This is a genomic window from Glutamicibacter sp. BW78, from assembly GCF_002332245.1.
Classification (GTDB): Bacteria; Actinomycetota; Actinomycetes; order Actinomycetales; family Micrococcaceae; genus Arthrobacter_H; species Arthrobacter_H rhombi_A.
In genome coordinates, this window is sequence record NZ_NRGU01000039.1 from 103,673 (window position 1) to 125,961 (window position 22,289).

A 22,289-nucleotide genomic window follows, 5' to 3' on the forward strand; every position below is an offset into this window, starting at 1 on the left:
GCACCCCCTAAAGTCAACGAAACACAGATAAGTTGTGATGAAGGCCACCGAAGGGAAAGCGCCATGTTCGCCGAGGAGCGACACCGTGTGATGGGCGACCGCGTCGCCAGCCAAGGCCGGGTCACCGTCGCCGAGCTGGCCCAGCAACTGGACATCACGCGTGAAACCGTTCGCCGGGATCTGGCCCAGCTGGAACAGGAAGGGATCCTACGACGCGTCCACGGCGGGGCGGTAGCCACCCGGACCACCAGCACCGTGGAGGAAAGTTTGAGCGTCAGGACGTCGCTGAACCACGAGCAGAAATCCCGCATCGCCGCCGCCGCCGTGGAACTGCTGCCGGCGGGTGCCACGTCGGTGGTCCTCGACGCGGGAACGACGACGGAACTGTTCGCCCAGGCCATGGGCTCCAGCCTGGGCACTTCCCGTGCCGCGGATTTATTGGTCCTCACACATTCCGTACCCGTGGCCTACCGGGTGGCCGCCAGCGGTTCCTTCCAGCTCGAAGTCATCGGAGGTCGGGTCCGCGCCCTGACCAGCGCCGCGACCGGCGCATCAACCATTGACCAATTCCGCGCCCTGCGCCCGGATATCGCCTTCATCGGTGCCAACGGCATCGACGCCGACTTCGGGCTCAGCACCCCCGATCCGCTGGAGGCCGCGGTGAAGTCAGCGATCGTCGCCTGCGCGCGCCGCGTCGTCGTCTTGGCTGACTCCAGCAAACTCGGTGAACAGACCCTCATCCGCTTCGCCGCACTGGACCAGGTGGACACCCTGGTCACCGACACGGCCCCCGGCCCCGATCTGGCCGCCGCCCTGGAGCGGGCCGACGTGGACGTGACCCTGGCATGATCACCACCTTTACCGCCAATCCCAGCCTGGACCGAACCATCGATCTGGGCGCCATGCTGATCCGGGGCGCCGTCCAGCGAGCCCTCCGAGCCGACGCACAGGCTGCCGGAAAAGGGGTCAACGTCGCCCGGGGGCTCGTCGCCGCCGGGGTCCCGACATTGGCCGTGCTCCCCGGGGACGCCACGGACCCCGTCGTGATCGGTCTGGGCGTCGATCAGCTGCCGCACCGGGCCCTGCCCATCGGACAACCACTGCGCAGCAACGTCACGCTCACCGAACCCGATGGAACCACCACCAAGGTCAACGAACCGGGCCCCACCCTCGGTCCCGCACAACAGTCGACCCTCACCGAAGCCCTGGTCCGGACGGCGAACGGCTCCTCCTGGGTGGTGCTTGCCGGTTCGCTGCCTCCCGGCCTGCCGACCGACTACTACGCAAAAATAGTCGCCCATCTGCATGAGGTCCTCGGCGCAAGCCGGCCGCTGCTCGCCGTCGACACCTCGGATGCTCCGCTCAGCGATCTATACGCCGGATCCGGCCCGCTCCCGGACCTGATCAAACCCAATGCCGAAGAACTGGCCAGCCTGGCCGGGACCCACAACGCCGCAGAGTTGGAGGCCTCGCCCGAGCTGGCAGCCAGTGCAGCCCGCCAGCTAGTTCAACGGGGAACCGCTGCCGTCCTGGCGACCTTGGGCGCCCAGGGCGCGGTACTCGCCACCGTCGACGGGGCCTGGTGGGCCACCCACCCACCGGTGCGGGCCCGCAGTACCGTCGGCGCCGGGGATTCATCCCTCGCCGGCTACCTCATCGCCCACGATCGCGGCGCCACACCGCCCGAATGCCTCCGATCCGCTGTCGCCTACGGTGCGGCAGCGGCATCCCTCCCCGGTTCGCTGATCCCCACCCCGGAGCAGACCTCGCCGGAATCCGTCACCGTCACGCCTCTGACCGCCGCACCCACCGGCCAGCTGCTGGCCTCATCGACCCAAACTCCCAAGGAGTAAGCATGTCCGAGCTCATCACCGAAGATCTCGTCCTCCTGGACCGCGATCTCGGCCCCACCAGCGCCGACGTTATTCGAGCGCTCGCGGCGGTCGTCACCGAGACGGGCCGCGCCACCAGCGCGGAGGACCTGGCCGCGGACGGCATCGCCCGCGAATCCAAGACCGCCACCGGCGTCCCCGGCGGCATCGGCATCCCGCACTGCCGTTCGGCGGCGGTCACCGAGGCCACCCTGGTGATGGCCCGCCTGTCCCCACCCGTTGATTTTGGCGCCAAGGACGGAACCGCCGATCTGGTGTTCTTCATCGCCGCCCCCGAGGGAGCCGACCAAGAACACCTGAAGCTGCTCGCCAAACTGGCCCGCTCCCTGGTCAAGAAGGACTTCACCTCAGCACTGCGTTCAGCCGGAAATCCCTCCGAGATCGTGGAGCTGGTCCAGGGCGCCATTTCCCCGGCACCGACCCAGCCGGCGGTCAGCACCGCGAACACGACGGCACCAGCAGCCGCAGAGCCGGCCGCCCGCCGTCGTACCCTGGTTGCCGTGACTGCCTGCCCCACGGGGATCGCCCACACCTACATGGCCGCCGACTCACTCGTCGCAGCGGCTGCCGAAGCGGGAGTGGACCTCCAGGTGGAGACCCAGGGTTCCGCCGGCTCGACCCCCTTGGACCCGGCAGTCATCGCCGCGGCGGATGCGGTGATCTTCGCCGTGGACGTCGACGTGCGCCATAAGGACCGCTTCGCCGGGCTCCCCGTCATCCAGGTTCCCGTGAAGCGAGGCGTGGACGAGCCGGCCAAGCTCGTCGCCGATGCCCTGGCCGCAGCTGACAACCCGCAGGCCCGCCGGGTACCGGCAGGGACGGGCACCTCCGAGACGGACGGCCAGTCGGGCCAGGGCCACGAGCGGATCGGCGCTGCGCTGAAGCGTTCGCTGCTGACCGGCGTGAGCTACATGATCCCGTTCGTCGCTGGCGGTGGCCTGCTCATCGCCTTGGGCTTCGCGATCGGCGGGTACGACATCACCGACGTCGCCGACAAGGTCAGTCTGCAGAACAACCTGTTCAACCTGCCCGATGGCGGCCTGCATATCTACCTGGGCGCCGTGGCGTTCAAGATCGGCAGCCTGTCGATGGGCTTCCTCGTCCCGGTCCTCGCCGGCTACATCGCCTACGCGCTGGCGGACCGCCCCGGTCTGGCGCCGGGCTTCACCGCTGGAGCCGTCGCCGGCTTCATGGGTGCCGGCTTCCTGGGCGGCATCGTCGGCGGCCTGCTCGCCGGTGTCATCGCCCGCTGGATCGGCAACTGGCGGGTCCCGAAGCTGTTGCGCGGACTGATGCCCGTGGTGATCATCCCGCTGATCGGCTCCATTCTGGCCTCCGGCGTCATGTTCCTGTTCCTCGGCGGGCCCATCGCGGCCCTGAGCAACGCGTTGAACAACTGGCTCTCCGGCATGTCGGGCTCCGCAGCGGTACTGGTGGGACTCATCCTGGGACTGATGATGGCCGTTGACCTGGGCGGCCCGGTGAACAAGGTCGCCTACGCGTTCGCCGTCGCCGGCCTGGGCACGGGTTCCGTCACCAACCAAGCCCCCTGGGAGATCATGGCCGCGGTCATGGCCGCCGGCATGGTGCCCCCGCTGGCCATGGCCCTGGCCACCGCCCTGGACAAGAAGCGGTTCACCACTGCCGAGCAGGAGAACGGCAAGGCGGCCTGGCTGCTCGGCGCCGCCTTCATCTCCGAGGGCGCCATCCCGTTCGCTGCCTCCGACCCGCTGCGCGTCATCCCCGCCAGCATGCTCGGCGCAGGCGTCACCGGCGCCCTGGTGATGGGCTTCCACGTCACCAGCCAGGCCCCGCACGGCGGCCTGTTCGTCGCTTTCGCGATCGGCAACCTGGCCATGTTCATCGTCTCGATCATCGTGGGCATGATCATCTCCGCCCTGGCCGTCCTGGCCTTGAAGCGCTACGCGGTGAAGGGCAAGCCCGCCGTCCGGGACCAGCGGGTACCGGTCTCCGCCTAGGCGCAACCACCCACGACACCCCCAGAACACCACAGCAGTAAGGACAGGCAGATGAGCACCCTTCACGGAATCGGCGTCAGCCCCGGCCGCATCCTGGGCCCGGTCCGCCGCATGGCAGATGCCATCGACTCCCCGCAGGACACTGATGCCTCGGTACGCCAAGCTCCCGGCTATGTCGAGGACTCCACGGCCCGGTTGAAGCAGGCGGGACAGGCCGTCGCCGCGGGCCTGCGCGCCCGGGCCGAACAAGCCGATCCTGCCGGGGCCGACGTCCTTTCGGCGACCGCACTGATGGCCACCGACTCGATGCTGCACAAAACCGCAGGAAAGGCTCTGGCCGCCGGCCGCGGGCTCGAGCCGGCCATCTGGGAGGCAGCAGAAACGGTGGCGGCAATGCTGACGTCGTTGGGTGGCTATATGGCAGAACGGGCTGCCGACGTCTACGACGTCCGTTCGCGCATCATCGCCGAACTCCGCGGGGTCCCCGCGCCCGGGATCCCCGATTCGGCAACAGAATTCATCCTGCTGGCCCGGGATCTGGCGCCCGCCGACACCGCCACCTTGGATCCGGTCCGCGTCATCGCCCTGGTCACCAGCGAGGGCGGCCCCCAGTCCCACACGGCCATCCTGGCCCGCGCCTTGGGCATCCCCGCGATCGTCGCAGCCACGGGAGCGGAATCGATCCCCGAGGGCACCGATATTTATGTCGATGGTGCCGCAGGCACCGTCTGCACCGCCCCCGGGGACGAGCAGCGTGTTGCGGCCCAGGCCTTTGCTGCGCGGGCCCCCTTGGAGATCTTCGACGGTCACGGTACGACGGCGGATGGTCGCCGGGTGCCTCTGCTGGCCAATGTCGGTGGCGGGGCGGATGCCGGCGCCGCGGCCGCCGCCGGGGCCGAGGGCGTGGGGTTGCTGCGCACCGAATTCTGTTTCCTGGGCCGGGACACCGAACCCGGGCACGATGAGCAGGTCGCCGCCTACGGGGCGGTCTTTGCCGAGTTTCCTCGGAAGAAGGTCGTGGTGCGGACGTTGGACGCCGGAGCCGATAAACCGCTGCCCTTTCTCACCGATGCCAGCGAACCGAACCCGGCACTGGGTGTGCGGGGGTTCCGTACCGATACCGGGGCCCCGGGGGTCCTCGCCCGGCAGTTGGCGGCGATCGCCGAGGCAGCGGCAGCCCATCAGGCCCAGGTGAAGGTGATGGCTCCGATGATCTCCACAGCCCAGGAGGCTACCGACTTCGCTGCCCTCTGCACCGTAGCCGGGCTGCCGGACTCCGGGATCATGGTTGAGGTTCCTTCCGCAGCGGTACGTGCCGCATCGGTGCTGCGTCCGGTCGCCTTCGCCTCGATCGGGACCAATGATCTCACCCAGTACACGATGGCCGCCGACCGTCAGCTAGCCCCCTTATCCGCCTTGAACGATCCCTGGCAGCCGGCCGTCTTGGAACTCATCCGGCTCACCGTCTCCGGTGCCGAAGCCGCAGGAACATCTTCCGGCCCGATCCCACCCGTGGGTGTCTGCGGGGAGGCAGCCGCAGACCCGGCCCTCGCCGTCGTCCTCGTGGGATTGGGGATCGCTTCACTCTCGATGACCGCCCGGGCCCTGGCCCCCGTTGCCGCCGTCCTGCGGACCGTCACCTACGCACAAGCTTCCGGCTTGGCCACCCTGGCGTTGGAGGCCGAAGGCCCAGCCCAGGCCCGCACGGCAGTGCGCTCGGCCCTACCGATACTGGACGAGCTTGGACTCTGACCACCTACCATCCGCACCACCACCACAGGAGAAAACCATGGCAGAACGTACAGCAACCATCGCCAGCCGCGTGGGGCTCCATGCCCGTCCGGCAGCCATCTTCGCCGAAGCCGCCGGCGAACTGGATCTGGAGGTCACCATCGCCCTTCCGGGCGAGCCCGCCGACGAGGCGATGGACGCTTCAAGCATCCTGTCTCTGATGGGGCTGGGCGCCGAGCACGGGACCACTGTGGTGCTACGGGCCGAAGGGGCAGGTGCCGATGCGGCCCTGGACCGGCTGGTGGGCATCCTCGAAACCGATCACGACGCCGAATAGGCCCCGGGGCGGGAGCCTGTGCCACCCTCTGTCGCCACGACCTGCGGTTCAGCGTTGAATCTGCTGACCGCTCGGATGAGCTCCGAGTGCCCATTTTGTGGGCCACGGCCGTGCCCAGCATGGACGGGGGGTGCCACCCGGTGCCAAGGTAGATAGATGAGCGCCACCATCAACTTCTATTTCGATCCGGTCTGCCCCTTCGCCTGGATGACGAGCAAATGGGTGCGGCAAGTGCAGGCGCAGCGCGACTACACCGTGGACTGGCGTTTCATCTCGCTGCGGCTGATCAATTCCGAGGTCGACTATGACGCGCATTTTCCGCCGGAGTACGAGGCCGGGCACACGGCAGGGCTCAGGCTTCTGCGGGTGGCCGCTCGGGCACGTTCGGAGCATGGCCGCACCTCGGTGGCTGGATTTTATGCGGCCCTCGGCGCACACATCTTCGACGCTGCCCCTGACCCGGCCGAGCAGCGGGGCGAGGGTGAGCTGCGTGAGCGGCGAGGCACGCGTGAGTTCGTAGAGCCAATTCTCGACGAGGCCGGCCTGCCCCGGGCGCTGGCGCAGGCCCTCGACGACGAGTCCTGGGACCGTGAGATCCGCCAGGAGACCGACGAGGCGCTGGCACTGACCGGCAAGGACGTCGGCACGCCCATCATTCACTTCGAGCCACCCGCCGGTGTGGCATTCTTCGGGCCGGTGATCAGCCGGCTGCCGGACGAGGATTCGGCCGTCGAGCTGTGGGATCACGTGGTCGGGCTGGCCAGATTCCCGGGTTTCGCCGAACTCAAGCGCAGCCTGCGTGAGCAGCCACAGCTGGCCGCCCTCGGCGGTGACACCACCCGTGTCGGCCGGCAAGAGGACTGGCAGGGTGGCCGAAAAGCTGACCAGTCGGCACAGGGCAAATCATGAGCCGGACAAGCATCCGCCACCACGAACAGTCCATCACGGTGGCGGCCACGGCCCCAATACTCTACGATCTGGTCTCCGACATCCGCCGGACCGGCGAGTGGAGCCCGGTATGTACCTCCTGCTGGTGGGACGATGAGTCCAGCGCCGGGCTGCCCGGAGCCTGGTTCACCGGCCGAAATGAACTCGCGCACCGGATCTGGGAGACGCGCTCACAGGTCGTGACAGCCGAGCGCGGGCGCGAGTTCGCCTGGATCGTCGGTGGCAGCTTCGTCCGATGGGGCTTCACCATGACCCCGACGGATACCGAAACGATCCTGCGCGAGTCGTGGGATTTTTTGCCGGACGGGATCGCGATGTTCGAGGAGAAATTCGGCGACGGCGCGGACGCCCAGATCAGCAACCGTACCCAGCAGGCTCTCGACGGCATCCCGAAAACACTCGCGGCGATCAAACAGATCGCCGAATCCAGCGGCACGCATGAGGACGCCCGGTAGCGCCACGCGCCTCGGGTGAACCACCAGCTCGATCCACAGGCCAAGGCGCTCTCATTCTTCTCTCCTTCTCGTCTCATCTTTGTCTCATCTTCGGTTCCTAGGCTTGTTCACCAGAGCAACGAGAGGGAATCATGTTTACGTTTTGGATGGCCTTGCTGGCCAATATTCTGGGAACCGCAGTCCTGGTGTACGTCGTCTACTTCCGCAGGCATCACCGCCGGGATCTAGCCCTGGCCTACGTCGCACTGAGCATGGGCATCTTCGCGGTCACCCTGCTGTTGACGACCAGTGACGCCGGGGCGGGTCTGGGCCTGGGCCTGTTCGGTATCCTGTCGATCATCCGACTACGTTCGAACACCCTGACCCAGGAGGAAGTGGCCTACTACTTCATTTCACTGGCCATCGGACTGGTCAATGGTCTGCACCCGGATCCTGCCTGGCTCGCACCGACGATCACCGCCGCCCTGCTGGTCGTGATGTTCGCCGCCGACCACCCCCGCTTTGCCGCGACCACGACCCGCCAGGTCGTGACCTTGGACACCGCCTACCCGCGTAGCCAGGACATGGATGCCGCCCTGGAGCAGCTGCTCGGGGCACGGATCCTCCGCACCGTGGTGCTGGAACTGGATATGGTGCGTGACACCACCGTCGTGGACGTCCGCTTCCGCGAATTGCCGGCCAAGACGTCCCGGCGTGCCCAGGAACGCACGACCGCGTCAGCCCGCCAGCAGGAAACCTCCGGGGTTTCCGCACCCGTCGCCGCGGAGCGGGAGTACGCCAACCAGGGCCACGGGTCCAAGTGAAGGCCCGGGAGGCGTTGGAAGCCGCCGTCGCCGCCCGGGAACCGATCGGGCTCCAGGAGGTCAACGAGGGTGCCGCCCTGCAGACCCGCGTGGACCATAAGTACCTGCTGACCCCCGAACAATTCACTGCCCTGGCTGCGAAGCTGGACGACAGGTTCCGGGTGCTCACCATCGATGGACGGCGTACCTTCCGTTACGAATCCGTCTACTTCGATACCCCGGAATTCGAGCAGTATCGCGCCCACCGGCAGGGCCGACGCCGCCGCTTCAAGGTCCGCACCCGCACCTATGCCGACACCGGCCTGTGCATGTTCGAAATCAAAACCAAGGGCCGGCGCGGGGCGACCGTCAAACACCGGATCCCCCACCAAATGGACGACGCCGGCCGGATCACCGACGATGCCCAAGCCTTCCTGGATGGGGTGCTCGCCGCCGAATACTCCATGTCTCCCACCGAGCTGCACCCGGTGATGGAAAGCGACTACCGCAGGGCGACATTCGTTGATCCCATCGACGGCGAACGGCTGACCTGTGATGTCGATCTGCTCTACACCGACGAGGCCCGTGCCTTACAGGGCCCCGAACTTTTCGTGATCGAAACCAAGACGGCATCGGGCCGGGGTGCGGCCTCCACCGCACTGTCAGAGCTGGGCATCCGCCCGGTCAGCATGAGCAAGTACTGTGTGGGCATCGCCATGTTGAACCCCGAACTTCCGGCCAATAAATGGAGTCGCCTACTGCGACGCAACTTCGGCTGGGAGCCCGCGGCCTGAGTCCGGCGCGACCGGTTCCTTGAGCCGGGTTCCGGGCGTCGCCCCAGGTGGCGGGCACACTAGTTGACCGCCACATAGGCAGTCGCCGACTCGGGAGCGATCTCGGTATGCCCCGCGTCGCGGATCAGTGGTCCCGCGCCCGGAAGAACAGTGCCGGCCAGCAACTCCGCTTCTCCCCTCCAGCTGATGCCGACCTGGGGGCCAGCCCGGAGCCAGGCGGCTCCCCGCTGCGGCTCGAGCTCGAGCACCCAGGCGAACAGTGCGTGGGCGGCTTGGGCTGCCGCCTTTCCAGTACTCATCCCCAGATCCTGATTGAGCACGATCATCGGCAGGCCGTCGGCCGCCGGTTCCGCCGCGCCCGCCGATAGCTGGGTTCCGGAAACCTGTAGCCGGGCCAGCGTCTTGGGCAACCCATCCATGGGCAGTGGCGGCAGGGCCAGGGCCCGTCCCCGGCCCTGGGTGGCCTCGATGGCTTCGGGATGCGCCTGGGCCGTCTTCGCATACGTTTTTGCATCAGCCCGGCGCACCGATTTGGTGACGGGGCCCGATAACCACCGCTGCCAGTCGGGATGGGAGGGATCCGCGGCATATGCCAGCACCGAAGCAAGAGCCACAGCCGCGATGCCATCGGATTCGGGGGCAGGACGGTCGCGGTCCACGAGCAGGACCATGACCTGGACCCACCCGGTCGGGGTGGGCCGGGGTTCCATGTTCATCCGGGGGCATCTTTCTGGGTGGAAGGGTTTTTGCCTCCATCGATGCTGCCATACAGACGAAGGGCGCCGGCCCGGGCTGAGAAGCCCGGGCCGGCGCCCTGATCCGTGCCGCGGATCTAGATGATCGTGTCGCTCAGGTGATCAGGTGTCCCAAAACGATGGGCCGTGATCGAGATTGCCTGTTCGCGCACGAACGGGAGCAACTCGACCCGTCCGGCAGCGACGACCGGGTGGTCGTAGATCGCCACGTCCGGCTTGCCCTGCGCCGCGGCGTAAGTTGCCTGTGAGGAGGCGCCGATGTAGCGGACCCTCGCACCGGAATCGGGTCCGGTCTGGCGAGCCAGACGCTCGACATGCGCCTTCCACATCCGGGCATCCTCGACAGCCACCTCGACGCCTTCGGAGCGCAGTGCCGCCAGGACCCGGGCCGGCAGCTCGGTGGTGACGCTGACGCTGATTCCCGCGCCCGGGCGTTCGGTGGTGCCGATGCGGCCACTGGCGCCGGCACTGGAGGTGGCCTTATGGGCGCGGAGCCCTGCGGAGACCACCCGGAGCAGTTCGGCCATCCCATGCCCCGAGGTCTCTTCCTCGTAGCGCACGGTCACCGGGACCGGACGGTAGCGGAAAATATTGCGTTCGGCCTGCAGCATGGAGACGTCCTTGACGGCGCCGAATTCCTTGACCACCTGGTGGTAGTCGGTGGCCCGCGCGGTCTGCAACCAAGCGAAGTCGGCGGGGTCGATGGCGTTGCCTGCCGCCGGTCCGGCTTCGGCTGCCACGACACCGAGGATGTCGCTACCTCCGGCGACCTCGGCGTTCGAGGTGGCCGAGGTGTCGGTCCCCGTCGCGGTGCGTACGGTGGCGTGGGAGACGGCCGCATGGGATTCTGCGGCTGCTTCTGCCTCGGCGCTGACCGGTGCATCGACCCAGGACCCCATGCCGACCAGGTAGTTCGGTCCGCCGGCCTTGGTCCCGGCACCGACGGCCGACTTCTTCCACCCGCCGAACGGCTGGCGGCGAACGATCGCCCCGGTGATGCCACGGTTGACGTAGAGGTTGCCGGCCTTGACGTTGTCCAGCCAGTAGTCCAACTCATCGGGGTCCAGGGAGTGGAGCCCCGTGGTGAGTCCGTAGTCGATGTCGTTGACCATCTCGACTGCTTCTTCGAGGGTTTCGGCGGTCATTACGCCGAGGATCGGGCCGAAGTATTCGGTCAGGTGATATTCGGAGCCACGCTGCACCCCGGTGCGCACTCCGGGGCTCCAAAGCTGCCCACTGTCATCGAGTTGGCGCGGTTCCAGCACCCAGCGTTCGCCGGTGCCCAACGTGGTGAGCCCACGCAGCAGCTTGCCTTGCGCCGGTTCGATCACCGGACCCATCTGGGTTCCGGCGTCGTCCGGGTAGCCGACCTGTAGTGAACTGACGGCATCGACGAGCTGGCTGTGGAAGCGTGGCGACTTCGCGACCGCTCCGACCATGATCACCAGTGAGGCTGCCGAGCACTTCTGCCCGGCATGCCCGAAGGCCGACGCGGCGACGTCCCGTGCCGCCAGGTCCAGGTCGGCCGAGGCGGTGACGATGAGCGCGTTTTTGCCCGAGGTCTCGGCCAGCAGCGGCAGGTCTTCACGGAAGGAACGGAACAGTTCGGCGGTCTCGTAACCGCCGGTGAGGATGAGCCGGTCGACGCTCGGGTGCGAGACGAGGCGCGTCCCCAGATCGCGTTCGGAAAGCTGGACGTAGGAAAGTAGTTCGCGCCCGATTCCTGCGGCGTCGAGCGCCTCCCAGATGGCCTGGACCATGATGGCTCCGGAGCGGGCTGCCTGCTTGGCGGGTTTGATGACGACGCCGGAACCGGCAGCCAGTGCCGAAAGGGTGGACCCGGCAGGGATGGCGACGGGGAAGTTCCACGGAGGGGTCACCACCGTCAACCGCGAGGGCACGAATGTGGCGCCGTCGACGGTATCCAAGGCGCGAGCAGACTCGGCGTAGAAGTGGGCGAAATCGATGGCCTCGGAGACTTCCGGGTCACCCTGATCGAGGGTCTTGCCGCATTCGGAGGCCATGACCTCGAGCAGTTCACCGCGGTAGGCGGCCAGCCGTTCGCCGGCGTGGTGCAGCACCGCGGCGCGCTCGGCACCGCTGAGCTGGCCCCAGGATTCTGCTGCCGCATGGGTGGCCGTGATCACGGCGTCCACTTCACCGGTGGTGGTGAGCAGATGGGATTCGATGGTGTCGCGCCCCAGGGTGCTCTGCGGAACTCGGGTCAGAATCTCGTTGGCCCACGCCCGGTTCCCGACCAGGTCGGGGTCGGTATCGGGGGTGTTGGAGAACTTCCGCTCTCCCGAAGCGTACTCGGCGACCTCCGAGGCGGCTGCTTCGGCATCATATTTGCTGCGGTCTTGGATGCGGTTCGGTGTCGGAACGGTATCGCTCAGGTCCTCCAGGGAGGCGCGGAAACGATCCGTCTCCCGTTCGAAGAGGGCCTCGTTTTCGTGGAGTTCAAAAACAGCGGACATGAAGTTTTCTTGGCTGGCCCCTTCTTCGAGCCGGCGGATGAGGTAGGAGATCGCCACATCGAATTCACCCGGGTGGACGACCGGGGTGTAGAGCAGCAGCGACCCAACGTCGGCCTTCACGGCTGCCGCCTGCCCGGTGGCCATGCCCAGGAGCATCTCGAAGTCGATACCTTCGGAAATTCCGCGGGCCTTCGCCAGCAGGTGGGCCAGTGCGATGTCGAAGAGGTTGTGCCCGGCGATGCCCAGATGCACATTGGCGATGTGTTCGGGACGCAAGGCGTAGTCGATCACTGCCTTATAGGAGGTGTCGGTGGCCTGTTTGGAATGCCAGGTCGCTGCCGGCCAGCCGTGGATATCGGCTTCCATGATCTCCATCGGCAGGTTGGCGCCCTTGACCAGGCGGACCTTCACCGGTGCGCCCCCGGAGGCGACACGTTCGGCGGCGAACTCCTGCAGTTCGATCATCGCCGGCAGGGCGTCCGGGAGGTAGGCCTGCAGCACGATGCCTGCTTCGACATCCTTGAATTCGGGCAGGGCCATGAGTCGCTTGAAAACGGCCATGGTCAAGTCCAGGTCCTTGTATTCCTCCATGTCCAGGTTGATGAACTTCCGCGGAGAGGAGTCCCGGGCCTGCCGGTAGAGCGGTGTCAGCTGATCCACGATGTTCCCGACGGCTGCATCGAAGTCCCAGTGGTTATGCGGGGCAACGCTCGAGGATACTTTCACTGAGACGTAGTCGACGTCCGGTCGACGCAGCAACCGGGAGATGCCTGCCAACCGGCGACCGGCTTCCTTCTCACCGAGGATGGCCTCGCCGAGCAGGTTGATGTTCAGGCGCACATCCTTCTGCTGGATCTTCTCGATGGCCGGGCCGAGCTTGGCGTCGGTGGCATCAACGATCAGGTGTCCGACCATTTCGCGCAGCACGCGACGGGCCACGGGGATCACCACGCCGGGCAGGACCGGGGCCATGGCGCCACCGAGCGCTACGGCCGAGCGCATGTACCAGGGCAGGAAGGAGGGGACCTTTGGGGCCAGAGCGCGCAGATTGCGGGCGGCGACCTGCAGGTCCTCCGGACGGATCACCCCGTCGACGAAACCGACGGTGAAGTCCAGGCCCTGCGGATCCTTCAGGACTCCTGCGAGCTGGCGGGCCGAGGAGTCGACGGGTTGCTTGGAACCTTCGGTCAGCCAGTGGCGGACCAGTTCGATGGCTTCGTCGGCCAGATCCCGGGGAGAAATATGGCCCGTTCCGGCGGAAGGAGAAGTAGTGGTCACGACGGTGGTGCTCCTAGCAGAAAACGACCGGTGGGGAACCGGCCTGCGCGACATGGGGCAGAGTCCCCCATCGAATAAGTATCCAATGCTCATGAGTTAAGGAAAAGCGACGAATAGTGAAGGATGATGTTAAGCAGGAATGAATCGACGATGAATCGTGAAAGGGGTCACCATGCTGGAGGTCAGGAGGTTGCGCCTTTTACGCGAATTGAGCGTCCGGGGCACGGTCTCCGGTGTCGCCGCGGCACTGAACTACAGCCCATCGGCCGTTTCGCAACAGTTGTCCCTACTCGAAAAGGAGGCAGGCGTGGCACTGTTGCGCCGCAGCGGTCGAATGCTGGCCCTCACCCCGCAGGCGCAGGTGCTCGTTGCGCACACCACCGAATTGCTCGCCGCACTCGAACGCGCCGAAGCCGCCTTGTCCAGCACCTTGCCGGTGACCTCGGGGACCGTCCGTCTGGCCATGTTCCAAAGCGCCGTCCTGGCGCTGATGCCTGCCGCCTTGCAAGCGTTGCGCACCGAACATCCGGGGATCCGCGTGGAGATGACCCAGCATGAGCCTGAGACGGCCCTGCATGAGACGTGGGCCCGTGATTTCGACCTCGTGGTCGCCGAACAGTATCCGGGCCACGCGGCCACGCACTACCGCGGATTGGAGCGACGCCCGTTGGCGCTGGACTCCATCCGACTGGGTGTGGCTGCCGACATCGCCGGATCTTCCACGGTCGAATCACTGGAGCAGGCGGCCACTCTTCCCTGGGTCATGGAACCGCGCGGCACCGCTTCCAGACACTGGGCCGAACAGCTCTGCCGCACCGCAGGTTTCGAACCGGATGTCAGATACGAATCGGCAGATCTACAGGCACACATCGCCCTGGTTCAGTCCGGGCAGGCGGTGGCCCTGCTACCCGATTTGGTGTGGGCCCACCGGGAACCTGGACTGCGGCGCATCGAAGTCCCCTCCCGCCCCTGGCGGACCACCTTCACCGCCGCACGGGAATCCAGTACACAGAACCCGGCGATCGCCGCGGTCCGCAAAGCCTTGGAGGATCAGGCCGATATCCTGGCGCGGGACACCCCACATGTGGTCACGGAAAGATAACACCCCCGTGATGCCAATCACACAGATCTTTGACAATGCCCTACTCTGAGAAGCACACACTCGCATCGCCCGGTGGTTGACAAAGGTTGACAGCTGGCCGGACGTACCTTTCCGGGGGATTCCCCGGACGCACCTTGCACCTTCCAGCCAATTGAGGAACACCATGTCTGAACAAGCATTCCAGATGGTGGCGATTGTCATATACCTTGCTGCCATGCTCGGGATCGGCTATTACGCCTACCGCCAAACCTCTGACCTCGACGACTACATGCTCGCCGGCCGTGGGCTCAAGCCCGGTGTCGCGGCACTTTCCGCAGGCGCCTCTGATATGTCCGGCTGGTTGCTGCTGGGCCTGCCCGGAGCCATCTACGCCTCCGGCCTCATCGAAGCCTGGATCGCCATCGGCCTGACCATCGGCGCCTGGCTGAACTGGAAGTTCGTCGCCCCACGCCTGCGCTCCTACACGGAGATCTCGCAGAACGCGATCACCATCCCCAGCTTCTTCGAGAAGCGGCTCAAGGATAAATCCCATGTGCTGCGCATCGCCGCCTCGGCGATCATCCTGGTGTTCTTCACCTTCTACGTCTCCTCCGGAATGGTCGCCGCGGGTAAGTTCTTCGAGAGCTCCTTCGGCTGGAACTACACCATCGGCATGGTCACCGTTGCCGTGATCACCCTGGGCTACACACTCTTCGGTGGATTCATCGGCGCCACGCTGACCGACGTCGCCCAGGGCCTGTTGATGTTCATTGCCCTGATCACCGTGCCGATCGTGGGCGTCATTGCCACCGGCGGCATCGGTGCCACGGTCGACGGCATCAAGGCGGCCCAGCCCGGAGCCCTGAACCTCTTCGACGGATTCGGTGTGGAACCAACAGGCCTCTGGCTTCTGGGCATCATCTCCGCCGCGGCATGGGGCTTGGGCTACTTCGGCCAGCCGCATATCATCGTCCGGTTCATGGCACTGCGGAGCCCCGCGGACGCCAAGGCCGGCCGTCGGATCGGCGTCAGCTGGATGGCCATCTCGGCACTGGGTGCCGTCGCTACCGCCCTGGTCGGCATCGCCTACTTCGCCGACGACCCGGCCAAGGAGATCACCGACCCGGAAACGGTCTTCCTGCTGCTGAGCCAGATCTTCTTCCACCCCTTCCTCGCAGGCCTGGTGCTGGCCGCGGTGTTGGCTGCGGTCATGTCCACGATCTCCTCCCAGCTCATCGTCTCCTCCTCCGCCCTGGTGGAGGACCTCTACAACATCGTTGGCCGGGAAACGACGGCCAAGAAGCAGGTCATGCTCGGTCGGGCCGGCGTCCTAGTGATTGCCGTCATCGCCTTCCTCATCGCCCTGGACCGCGAAGCCAGTGTCCTGGATCTGGTGGCCTTCGCGTGGGCCGGCTTCGGTGCGGCCTTCGGCCCGCTGGTGCTGCTGAGCCTGTACTGGCGCAAGCTGACCAGCACCGGTGCACTGAGCGGCATGATCGTCGCCGCCGCCACCGTGTTCATCTGGGGCAAGACCCCCGTGTTGACGGAGAACCTGTACGAGATCATCCCGGCGTTCATCCTCAACGTGGTCGTCGCCGTCGTCGTGTCAAAGATGACTGCGAAGCCCAATGACCTCATCGACGAGGAGTTCACCGCCATGGAGGACCAGGTGGCCGTAAAGCCCCGGCAGGCCACCACTAAGTAAACATCGCTCGTCGCCTCGGCGGCATGCCACCATCCGTCCCGATTCTCGGGGGGATTGACGGCATGCCGCCATTGTCGTTTCCCAGGCACCGGTGGGCATGGCGAAGCTCACAGGGCACGATTTGACCACGTATCTCCATATCGTCTATTTCTGTCAATTCTTGCTGGTACTATTTCGCTACGTCACGTCGGAGGCCTCATGCCTTCGGGGCAAAACGCCCACACCACGTGGGAATGCAAAGGAGGAACATCATGAATTTCCTGCCTTTTCTACTCCTCGGCCTCATCGCCGGCGCCATCGCGAAGGCGATCCTGCCCGGTAAGCAGGGCGGCGGCTGGATCGCCACCCTCATCCTCGGTGTCATCGGCGCCATCCTCGGCGGCTGGATCGGAAGTCTTTTCGGCAGCGGGACCGCAGGGTTCTTCAACCTCGTCTCCTGGATTTGGGCGATCGTCGGCTCGCTGATCGTCCTGGTCATCTGGGGCTTCATCACGGGTCGCCGCAAGGCCTAGGCTCCAGCGGCAACAACGAACGAGGTGGCCATCCCGCACGGGGTGGCCACCTCCTTCGTTGACGGCCCTTTCATGGCCCCCTGTTTGTCCGGCGGTTCGCGGCTAAGCTGAAACCATGGCCTGGAATCGCACGCAACAGCATGTGCTCGCAGTGGCGCCGGACGCTCTCTGGCGCATTATTTCCGATCCCTCCAGATTGCCCGATTGGAATCCTGCGGTCAGGTCCCTGGTCCCCGCCCACGACGGGGCCCTGGTTCCAGGTACCCGGCTGGCTTTCACCCCGAACCCGCCACTACTCGGCGCCGTGCATTCGCGCACCGCCCCGGACGCCGTGATCACCCGCAACCAGACTGGTACCTCCTTTGCCTGGCGTCAGCCGCAGCCCGGCGGTGGCCTGCTGGTGCACTGGCAGATCGCCGAGCATCCAGTCGGAACCCTGCTGACCCAACGGGTCGCCATCGAAGGCCATGGCTCCCTGCTGTTCACCGAGTCGAACGCCAAGCCACTGGCCTCCCACTTCGCGGAAAACTGTGCCCGCCTTTACCGACTAGCCGGTGGCACCACGGATCCGAGCCGCCGTGTGGTCATCGCCGGAGGCAGCGGTTTCCTGGGGATCCGGTTGGCCGCCCACCTGTTCTGCCGCGGCCTGGACCCGGTGATCCTCACACGCACCCCGGATCCCGTTTCGCCGTTCCGCCAGGTTCGGTGGGACGGCCGCAGTCAAGGGGCCTGGACCGGTGAACTGGCGAACACCGAAGGTACGGTCAGCCTGGTCAATTTGGCCGGCCGGCTGGTGGACGCGCGCCCCACGACGGAAGTCATCGCCGAGCTGCGGGACTCCCGGGTCGATGCCACCCGCGCCCTGGTGCAGGCAAGCCGCAAACACACAGCCCCTCTTCAACGCTGGGTTCAGGCCAGCACCACCGCCATCTACTCCGATGCCGGAGACGAACGGCTGACCGAGGACTCCCCGTTGCCCACGGCGGGCGCTGCCCTGCCGCAGATGACCGGCGTCGCCCAACCGTGGGAAGAGGCCCTCAACGGCGCCCACGCGGACCGGACCACGATCTTGCGCACCGGCATCGTCTTGGAACAGGAGTGCCCCGCCTTCGACCGTCTCTCGCTACTCACCCGCATCGGCTTGGGCGGCCCCATCGGTTCCGGCCGTCAATGGGTCAGCTGGATCCATCTGGAGGATTGGCTGCGCATTGTCCGGGTGGGCCTCGGGCTGGAACCCGGGATCGAACTGGACGAGGGGGTCGTGGTGGCCGCGGCACCCCACCCGGTCCGCAATGCCGAATTCATGGCAGCCCTGAGGTCTACGTTGGCACCGGGCCCCCTGAAGCGTTTCTCACTGCCCACCCCCGAACCGGTGCTCAGGCTCGGTGCCGCAGCCCTACGGACCGACCCTGCCTTGGGGCTGACCGGAAGGCATGCGTCCTCACGACGGCTGCCCGACGCCGGTTTCACCTTCACTTACCCCGACCTCGATGGCGCCCTGGCTGCCATCACCGGGTAGGCAGACATGCTCACATATGCGTATATGAAATCGCCCATCGGGCGGCTACGAATCTCGGCCACCGAGAACGGGCTGTCCGGCGTGCACATGGAAAACCATGCACACCAGCCCGCTGGACCGCCGGAAGGCACCGAAGTTTCCGGCGCGGGTACCCCCGCAACCATCAGCCGGGCCATCGACGAACTCCACGAGTATTTTGCCGGGATCCGGACCCGTTTCAGGGTGCCGTTGGCCCCTTGCGGGACCGTGTTCCAGCAACGGGTCTGGACCCTGCTGCAAAGCATCGAGCCGGGAACGACGCGCAGTTATGGGGAATTGGCCGCAGAACTGGGGGACCCTCATCTGACCCGGGCCGTCGGCACCGCCAACGGGCGAAATCCGATCTCGATCATCATTCCCTGCCACCGCGTCATCGGCGCCGACGGTTCGATGACCGGGTACGGCGGAGGAATCGACCGCAAGCTCTTCCTGCTCCGGCTCGAAGGTGTCCTGCCTTCGACCGAGGAACAGCCCGCATTGTTCTAACGCCCGAGGAGGCACCATGCGTACTGTCGCCATTGTCTACTACGGCCGCCACGGCCCCAGCCGGGCCTATGCCCAGGCGCTGGAAGACTCCCTCCGCGGTGCCGGGAACCTGGCCGAACAGATCCAAGTGCGCGATGCTGCAGCCAACGACGTGGTCTTCTACGACGGGCTGGTCCTGGTCGGGCCGCCACGTTTCGGCCGTCTGCATGGTCTGGCACTGGCCCGGGCCCTCGCCCCCGAACGCCAGAGCGCCGTCGTCATCATCGGCGGGAACCGTCCGGCGGATCACTACCGGCGGCTGTTCCGTCCAGCCGAGCTACCCAGTATCTCCTTCTTCCAGGAAGGAGCCCACCAGGACACCTCCGTGGTCTTCTCCACGCTGGCCCCCGTGGTGGACTGGACCAAAAGACTCTAGGGCCGCGTACCGTCCCGGCGACGGCCTCCCGGCAAAACCGCAGCCCCACCCCGAGGAGAAGACCGATGACCAGTACCGATTCCCCCGGCACCGCACCAGAACTGGACCTGCGGGTCCTGCGCGCACCGGAACGCCACCCGGCAGTCTTCGCGCAGTATGGGCTCCTACCAGTCGCGGGATCCCTCCTGGTGGTCAACGACCACGCTCCGGAGGGTCTGCACAAAGAGTTCGAGGCCGAACACCCCGGCAGCCACGACTGGCAAAACATACTTTCAGGGCCCGAAGAGTGGCATTTTCGTATCACCAAACTGGCCAGCACGCCGCTGCCCCGGGTGCTGCTGGACACCCATGCCGTGGCTGCCCGGACGGGGGAACCCGGGGTTTCGGGGGCTGTATGGAACATTCAGCTGCCTGAACGAGATTTGGATTCGAATATCATCTCGCTCGAACCGGGAGGCTCCATCGACGCTTACACCGGCCCCGAACTCGATGTGCTCATCCACGTCTTGGGCGGCACGGGTACCTTGGGCACCGAGCGGGACGACCTCCACCTCTCCCCCGGGGCCTTGGTTTGGCTGCCTCGCAAATCACGACGCTCGTTCACTGCCGGACCGGGCGGACTGCGCTACCTCACGGTGCATCAGCGCCGGCAATCCCTCGTGCTGCGGACGACGCGTCCTGATGCCCCCGCCTGACCCCCGCTGAGCCCTCCGGCGCCGCGGCGACCAACTCACCGGCACGGATCTGCACCAAAGTCAGATCCACGAGTGGGGTCTCCACCTCGAGGGCCCGAGCCCGTGACTGCAGATCGCCCAGAATATGCTCCGCCTCCGTCGCCTGTCCGGAGATCACATCACGGTAGAGCGAGGAAACGAACGTCGACCCGGGTGCGGTGAGCAGACCGACCGCCTGGTCGTGGCTGGGAGTCTTCGTGGGGTATCCGGCGGCCACTGCGACGGCCTCGGTCTCGGCGATGGCTGCGTCGATCTGGCTGCGGCCCCCGGCAGCCAGGATATTTCCCACATTATTGCGGAACAGGCAGGTGATGACCCCCGCAGCGGCAATGAACACCCATTTATCCCACAGCGACTGCAACACCTCGCCGGTTTCGAAGAGCTCCAGACCGGGGACCCGCAGCGTGTCCGAAATCCTGGCCGGGACGGCACTGCCATCGAAGGTACCGATGGTCATGGTGGCGAGGCCGGTCATTTGCCGCACCGAGCCGTCCTCGTCCAACGCGGCAAGGATCTTCACCAACCCACCCAGCGGGTTGCCGGCCGGCAGCGCACGGATCAGGTCGATATGGCGCATCCCGTTGAGGAAAGGGATGACGGTGGTGTCGGCGCCGATGAACGGTCCAGCGTCGTGTAAGGCGGCGTCCAGTCCAGTGGCCTTGACGGCCAACAGGACCAGATCAAATTCGGCGGCCGTCTGGTCTGCGGTGATGACCTGGACGGGCAGGACACGGTCACCGTCCGGGGAAATGAACCTCAAGCCGTCGCGTCGTAGTTTTTCGGCCCGGGAGGTTCGGAGCAGATAGGTGACATCGCGGCCGGCTTCCAACAATCGCGCGCCAAAGGCGCCTCCGGTGGCTCCAGCGCCGACCATCAGGATTCTCATATCGACAGTATCCCCCACCCCCATGCCAGAATGTCCCCATGGATTCGAGTTACTTCTGGACCGGCTGGGAGCCGATCATTCATACCTTGCTCATCGGCATCGTCGGCTACCTTGTCTTGGTGATCCTGCTGCGCGGGACCGGGCCACGCACGATGGCCAAAATGACGCCGCTGGACTTCGTCATCGCCGTGACCCTGGGCTCGACGTTCGGCCGCACCGTCACGGCAGTTGATGTCAGCCTCGCCCAAGCGGTGGCGGCTCTGGTGCTGCTGGTGGGAGTGCAGTGGGCCCTGGCCGGCATCCGGGCGCGCTGGAACGTCATGCGCCGGGTCCTGGACTCACCTCCGGTGCTGCTCTATTACAACGATGAGCTGCAGCACCGTGCCCTACACCGCCACCGGCTGACGGAAGCCGATGTGCACACCGCCGCCCGGCAGTCGGGGCAGGGGTCTCTCGCCGATGTTCAGGCGGTGGTCCTGCAACAGGACGGCTCCCTCGGAGTCATCACCCGTTCCGCGATGGGCGATGGCTCCAGCATCCTGCCCTACGCCGAACGCGAAGGCGAATAAGTCCCCCATGCAAAGAGGGCTTCCCGGTTCCAATGAACCGGGAAGCCCTCTTCCTGTGGTGGAGGTAAGGGGATTCGAACCCCTGACCTTCTGCATGCCATGCAGACGCGCTACCAACTGCGCCATACCCCCGCAGGTCATCCCCGCCGCCGTCTTCCGACGTCCGGGACGATTCAATAATCTACAGCACCCGCCCCGTGATGCGCCAATCGAGGGCAGGCCGGGCCGGGCAAAGGCAGCGGGAACGACGCCGGGACTCCGACAGGAAGTGCCTCAACGGATCCTGGTTCTGGCTCCTCATCCCTTCCCAAGTCCGCCGGCCGGCGGCAGGATGGATGCAGGGCACCACAGTGTCCGTTCCCCGAATGAAGGGCACCACCATGAGCATCGGAATGACCCCCTACCTGAGTTTTGGCGGTAATACGCGTGAAGCCATGGAGTTCTACACCTCCGTTTTCGGCGGTGAACTGGCCGTGCTGACCTTTGCCGAGGGGATGGGCGAAAAAGATCCGGAGCGGGCCCAAAAAGTCATGCACTCCTCGTTATTCGTTGAACGCGGCATCCATTTGATGGCCAGTGATCCGGGACCGGGATGCGATCCCACCCCGAACGGGACCATCTCGTTGAGTTCGGACGGGACGGCAGGCCAGGACGCTGACAACCTGCACCGCTGGTGGGACCAGCTCGCCGGCGAAGCGACCGTCACCATGCCACTCGAACAGGCACCCTGGGGGGATTCGTTCGGGCAGCTCACCGATAGGTTCGGCATCAGCTGGATGTTCAACATCACGGCCCAGCAAGGCTAGGCTCCGCGGCGTCTTCGAGACCCATCGCGCGTTGGCTGTTCCGGAGGGGAACATGGCCAGAAGGCTGAATACGGTGGATCAGCCCACCTCGTCCAGGTGCCCCGCCTGC

21 protein-coding genes and 1 tRNA gene are annotated in these 22,289 nt (G+C 66.1%); 18 read left to right on the plus strand and 4 right to left on the minus strand.

The features are described from left to right. Positions 1-63 precede the first annotated feature (63 nt). The 9 genes from CIK75_RS13260 (at position 64) to CIK75_RS13300 (ending at position 8,918) form a co-directional block, all read left to right on the plus strand. Entirely contained in the window at positions 64-849 is a 786-nt protein-coding gene (locus CIK75_RS13260) for a DeoR/GlpR family DNA-binding transcription regulator (RefSeq protein WP_086995355.1), read from the plus strand. After that, positions 846-1,853: a 1-phosphofructokinase family hexose kinase gene (locus CIK75_RS13265; RefSeq protein ID WP_086995357.1), complete on the plus strand. Its 1,008-nt coding sequence runs from the start codon at positions 846-848 to the stop codon at positions 1,851-1,853. Before CIK75_RS13260 ends, CIK75_RS13265 begins: the two co-directional genes overlap by 4 nt. 2 nt (positions 1,854-1,855) lie before the next feature. Further along, positions 1,856-3,871: a fructose-specific PTS transporter subunit EIIC gene (locus CIK75_RS13270; RefSeq protein ID WP_086995360.1), complete on the plus strand. Its 2,016-nt coding sequence runs from the start codon at positions 1,856-1,858 to the stop codon at positions 3,869-3,871. 51 nt (positions 3,872-3,922) lie between these two features. Next, positions 3,923-5,623, plus strand: coding sequence for a putative PEP-binding protein (locus CIK75_RS13275; protein ID WP_086995364.1), 1,701 nt, complete (start codon positions 3,923-3,925; stop codon positions 5,621-5,623). A gap of 37 nt (positions 5,624-5,660) precedes the next feature. Further along, positions 5,661-5,939 (plus strand): HPr family phosphocarrier protein, encoded by a 279-nt coding sequence (locus tag CIK75_RS13280; RefSeq protein ID WP_086995367.1) that lies wholly within the window; start codon positions 5,661-5,663, stop codon positions 5,937-5,939. Positions 5,940-6,095: 156 nt separating this feature from the next. After that, complete coding sequence (locus tag CIK75_RS13285) at positions 6,096-6,848, plus strand: hypothetical protein (RefSeq protein WP_086995370.1); 753 nt, start codon at positions 6,096-6,098, stop codon at positions 6,846-6,848. After that, positions 6,845-7,342 carry an SRPBCC family protein gene (locus tag CIK75_RS13290; protein WP_086995375.1) on the plus strand — a complete coding sequence of 166 codons (498 nt, stop codon included), beginning with the start codon at positions 6,845-6,847 and terminating at the stop codon, positions 7,340-7,342. Before CIK75_RS13285 ends, CIK75_RS13290 begins: the two co-directional genes overlap by 4 nt. 131 nt (positions 7,343-7,473) lie before the next feature. Next, positions 7,474-8,145: a DUF4956 domain-containing protein gene (locus tag CIK75_RS13295; protein WP_086995378.1), complete on the plus strand. Its 672-nt coding sequence runs from the start codon at positions 7,474-7,476 to the stop codon at positions 8,143-8,145. Further along, positions 8,142-8,918, plus strand: coding sequence for a polyphosphate polymerase domain-containing protein (locus CIK75_RS13300; protein ID WP_086995382.1), 777 nt, complete (start codon positions 8,142-8,144; stop codon positions 8,916-8,918). The genes CIK75_RS13295 and CIK75_RS13300 overlap by 4 nt, the downstream gene beginning before the upstream one ends. 59 nt (positions 8,919-8,977) lie before the next feature. On the opposite strand, the gene CIK75_RS13305 is transcribed toward CIK75_RS13300, so the two are convergent. Next, positions 8,978-9,634, minus strand: coding sequence for a peptidyl-tRNA hydrolase (locus CIK75_RS13305; protein ID WP_241895457.1), 657 nt, complete (start codon positions 9,632-9,634; stop codon positions 8,978-8,980). 116 nt (positions 9,635-9,750) lie between these two features. Next, positions 9,751-13,428 carry a bifunctional proline dehydrogenase/L-glutamate gamma-semialdehyde dehydrogenase gene (locus CIK75_RS13310; protein WP_241895458.1) on the minus strand — a complete coding sequence of 1,226 codons (3,678 nt, stop codon included), beginning with the start codon at positions 13,426-13,428 and terminating at the stop codon, positions 9,751-9,753. Between the two features lie 172 nt (positions 13,429-13,600). Between CIK75_RS13310 and CIK75_RS13315 the strand changes: the two genes are divergently transcribed. The 7 genes from CIK75_RS13315 to CIK75_RS13345 all read left to right on the plus strand — a co-directional run bounded on the left by CIK75_RS13315 (position 13,601) and on the right by CIK75_RS13345 (position 19,880). Then, positions 13,601-14,530, plus strand: a complete 930-nt coding sequence (locus CIK75_RS13315) for a LysR family transcriptional regulator (protein WP_086995444.1) — start codon at positions 13,601-13,603, stop codon at positions 14,528-14,530. Positions 14,531-14,693: 163 nt separating this feature from the next. Then, positions 14,694-16,214, plus strand: a complete 1,521-nt coding sequence (gene putP / locus CIK75_RS13320) for a sodium/proline symporter PutP (RefSeq protein ID WP_086995387.1) — start codon at positions 14,694-14,696, stop codon at positions 16,212-16,214. Between the two features lie 251 nt (positions 16,215-16,465). Beyond that, positions 16,466-16,726 carry a GlsB/YeaQ/YmgE family stress response membrane protein gene (locus tag CIK75_RS13325; protein WP_086995390.1) on the plus strand — a complete coding sequence of 87 codons (261 nt, stop codon included), beginning with the start codon at positions 16,466-16,468 and terminating at the stop codon, positions 16,724-16,726. A 115-nt stretch (positions 16,727-16,841) separates the two neighbouring features. Continuing rightward, a complete protein-coding gene (locus CIK75_RS13330; RefSeq protein ID WP_086995393.1) occupies positions 16,842-18,245 on the plus strand; it encodes a DUF1731 domain-containing protein in 1,404 nt (467 codons plus the stop codon). A 6-nt stretch (positions 18,246-18,251) separates the two neighbouring features. After that, a complete protein-coding gene (locus tag CIK75_RS13335) occupies positions 18,252-18,770 on the plus strand; it encodes a methylated-DNA--[protein]-cysteine S-methyltransferase (protein WP_086995396.1) in 519 nt (172 codons plus the stop codon). 16 nt (positions 18,771-18,786) lie between these two features. After that, the gene (locus tag CIK75_RS13340) at positions 18,787-19,185 is read left to right on the plus strand and encodes a hypothetical protein (RefSeq protein WP_086995399.1); all 399 of its coding nucleotides are present in this window, start codon (positions 18,787-18,789) and stop codon (positions 19,183-19,185) included. 65 nt (positions 19,186-19,250) lie between these two features. Continuing rightward, positions 19,251-19,880, plus strand: a complete 630-nt coding sequence (locus CIK75_RS13345; RefSeq protein ID WP_086995402.1) for a DUF2249 domain-containing protein — start codon at positions 19,251-19,253, stop codon at positions 19,878-19,880. On the opposite strand, the gene CIK75_RS13350 is transcribed toward CIK75_RS13345, so the two are convergent. After that, the gene (locus CIK75_RS13350; protein WP_086995447.1) at positions 19,816-20,805 is read right to left on the minus strand and encodes a 2-dehydropantoate 2-reductase; all 990 of its coding nucleotides are present in this window, start codon (positions 20,803-20,805) and stop codon (positions 19,816-19,818) included. The two genes, CIK75_RS13345 and CIK75_RS13350, sit on opposite strands and share 65 nt — an antisense overlap. A gap of 38 nt (positions 20,806-20,843) precedes the next feature. Between CIK75_RS13350 and CIK75_RS13355 the strand changes: the two genes are divergently transcribed. Further along, complete coding sequence (locus tag CIK75_RS13355; RefSeq protein WP_086995405.1) at positions 20,844-21,374, plus strand: YetF domain-containing protein; 531 nt, start codon at positions 20,844-20,846, stop codon at positions 21,372-21,374. A gap of 56 nt (positions 21,375-21,430) precedes the next feature. Here CIK75_RS13355 and CIK75_RS13360 read toward each other — a convergent pair. Next, positions 21,431-21,506 (minus strand) — tRNA-Ala (locus CIK75_RS13360). 248 nt (positions 21,507-21,754) lie between these two features. Here CIK75_RS13360 and CIK75_RS13365 point away from each other — a divergent pair. After that, positions 21,755-22,180: a VOC family protein gene (locus tag CIK75_RS13365; RefSeq protein WP_086995450.1), complete on the plus strand. Its 426-nt coding sequence runs from the start codon at positions 21,755-21,757 to the stop codon at positions 22,178-22,180. The last annotated feature ends 109 nt before the right edge of the window (positions 22,181-22,289 follow it).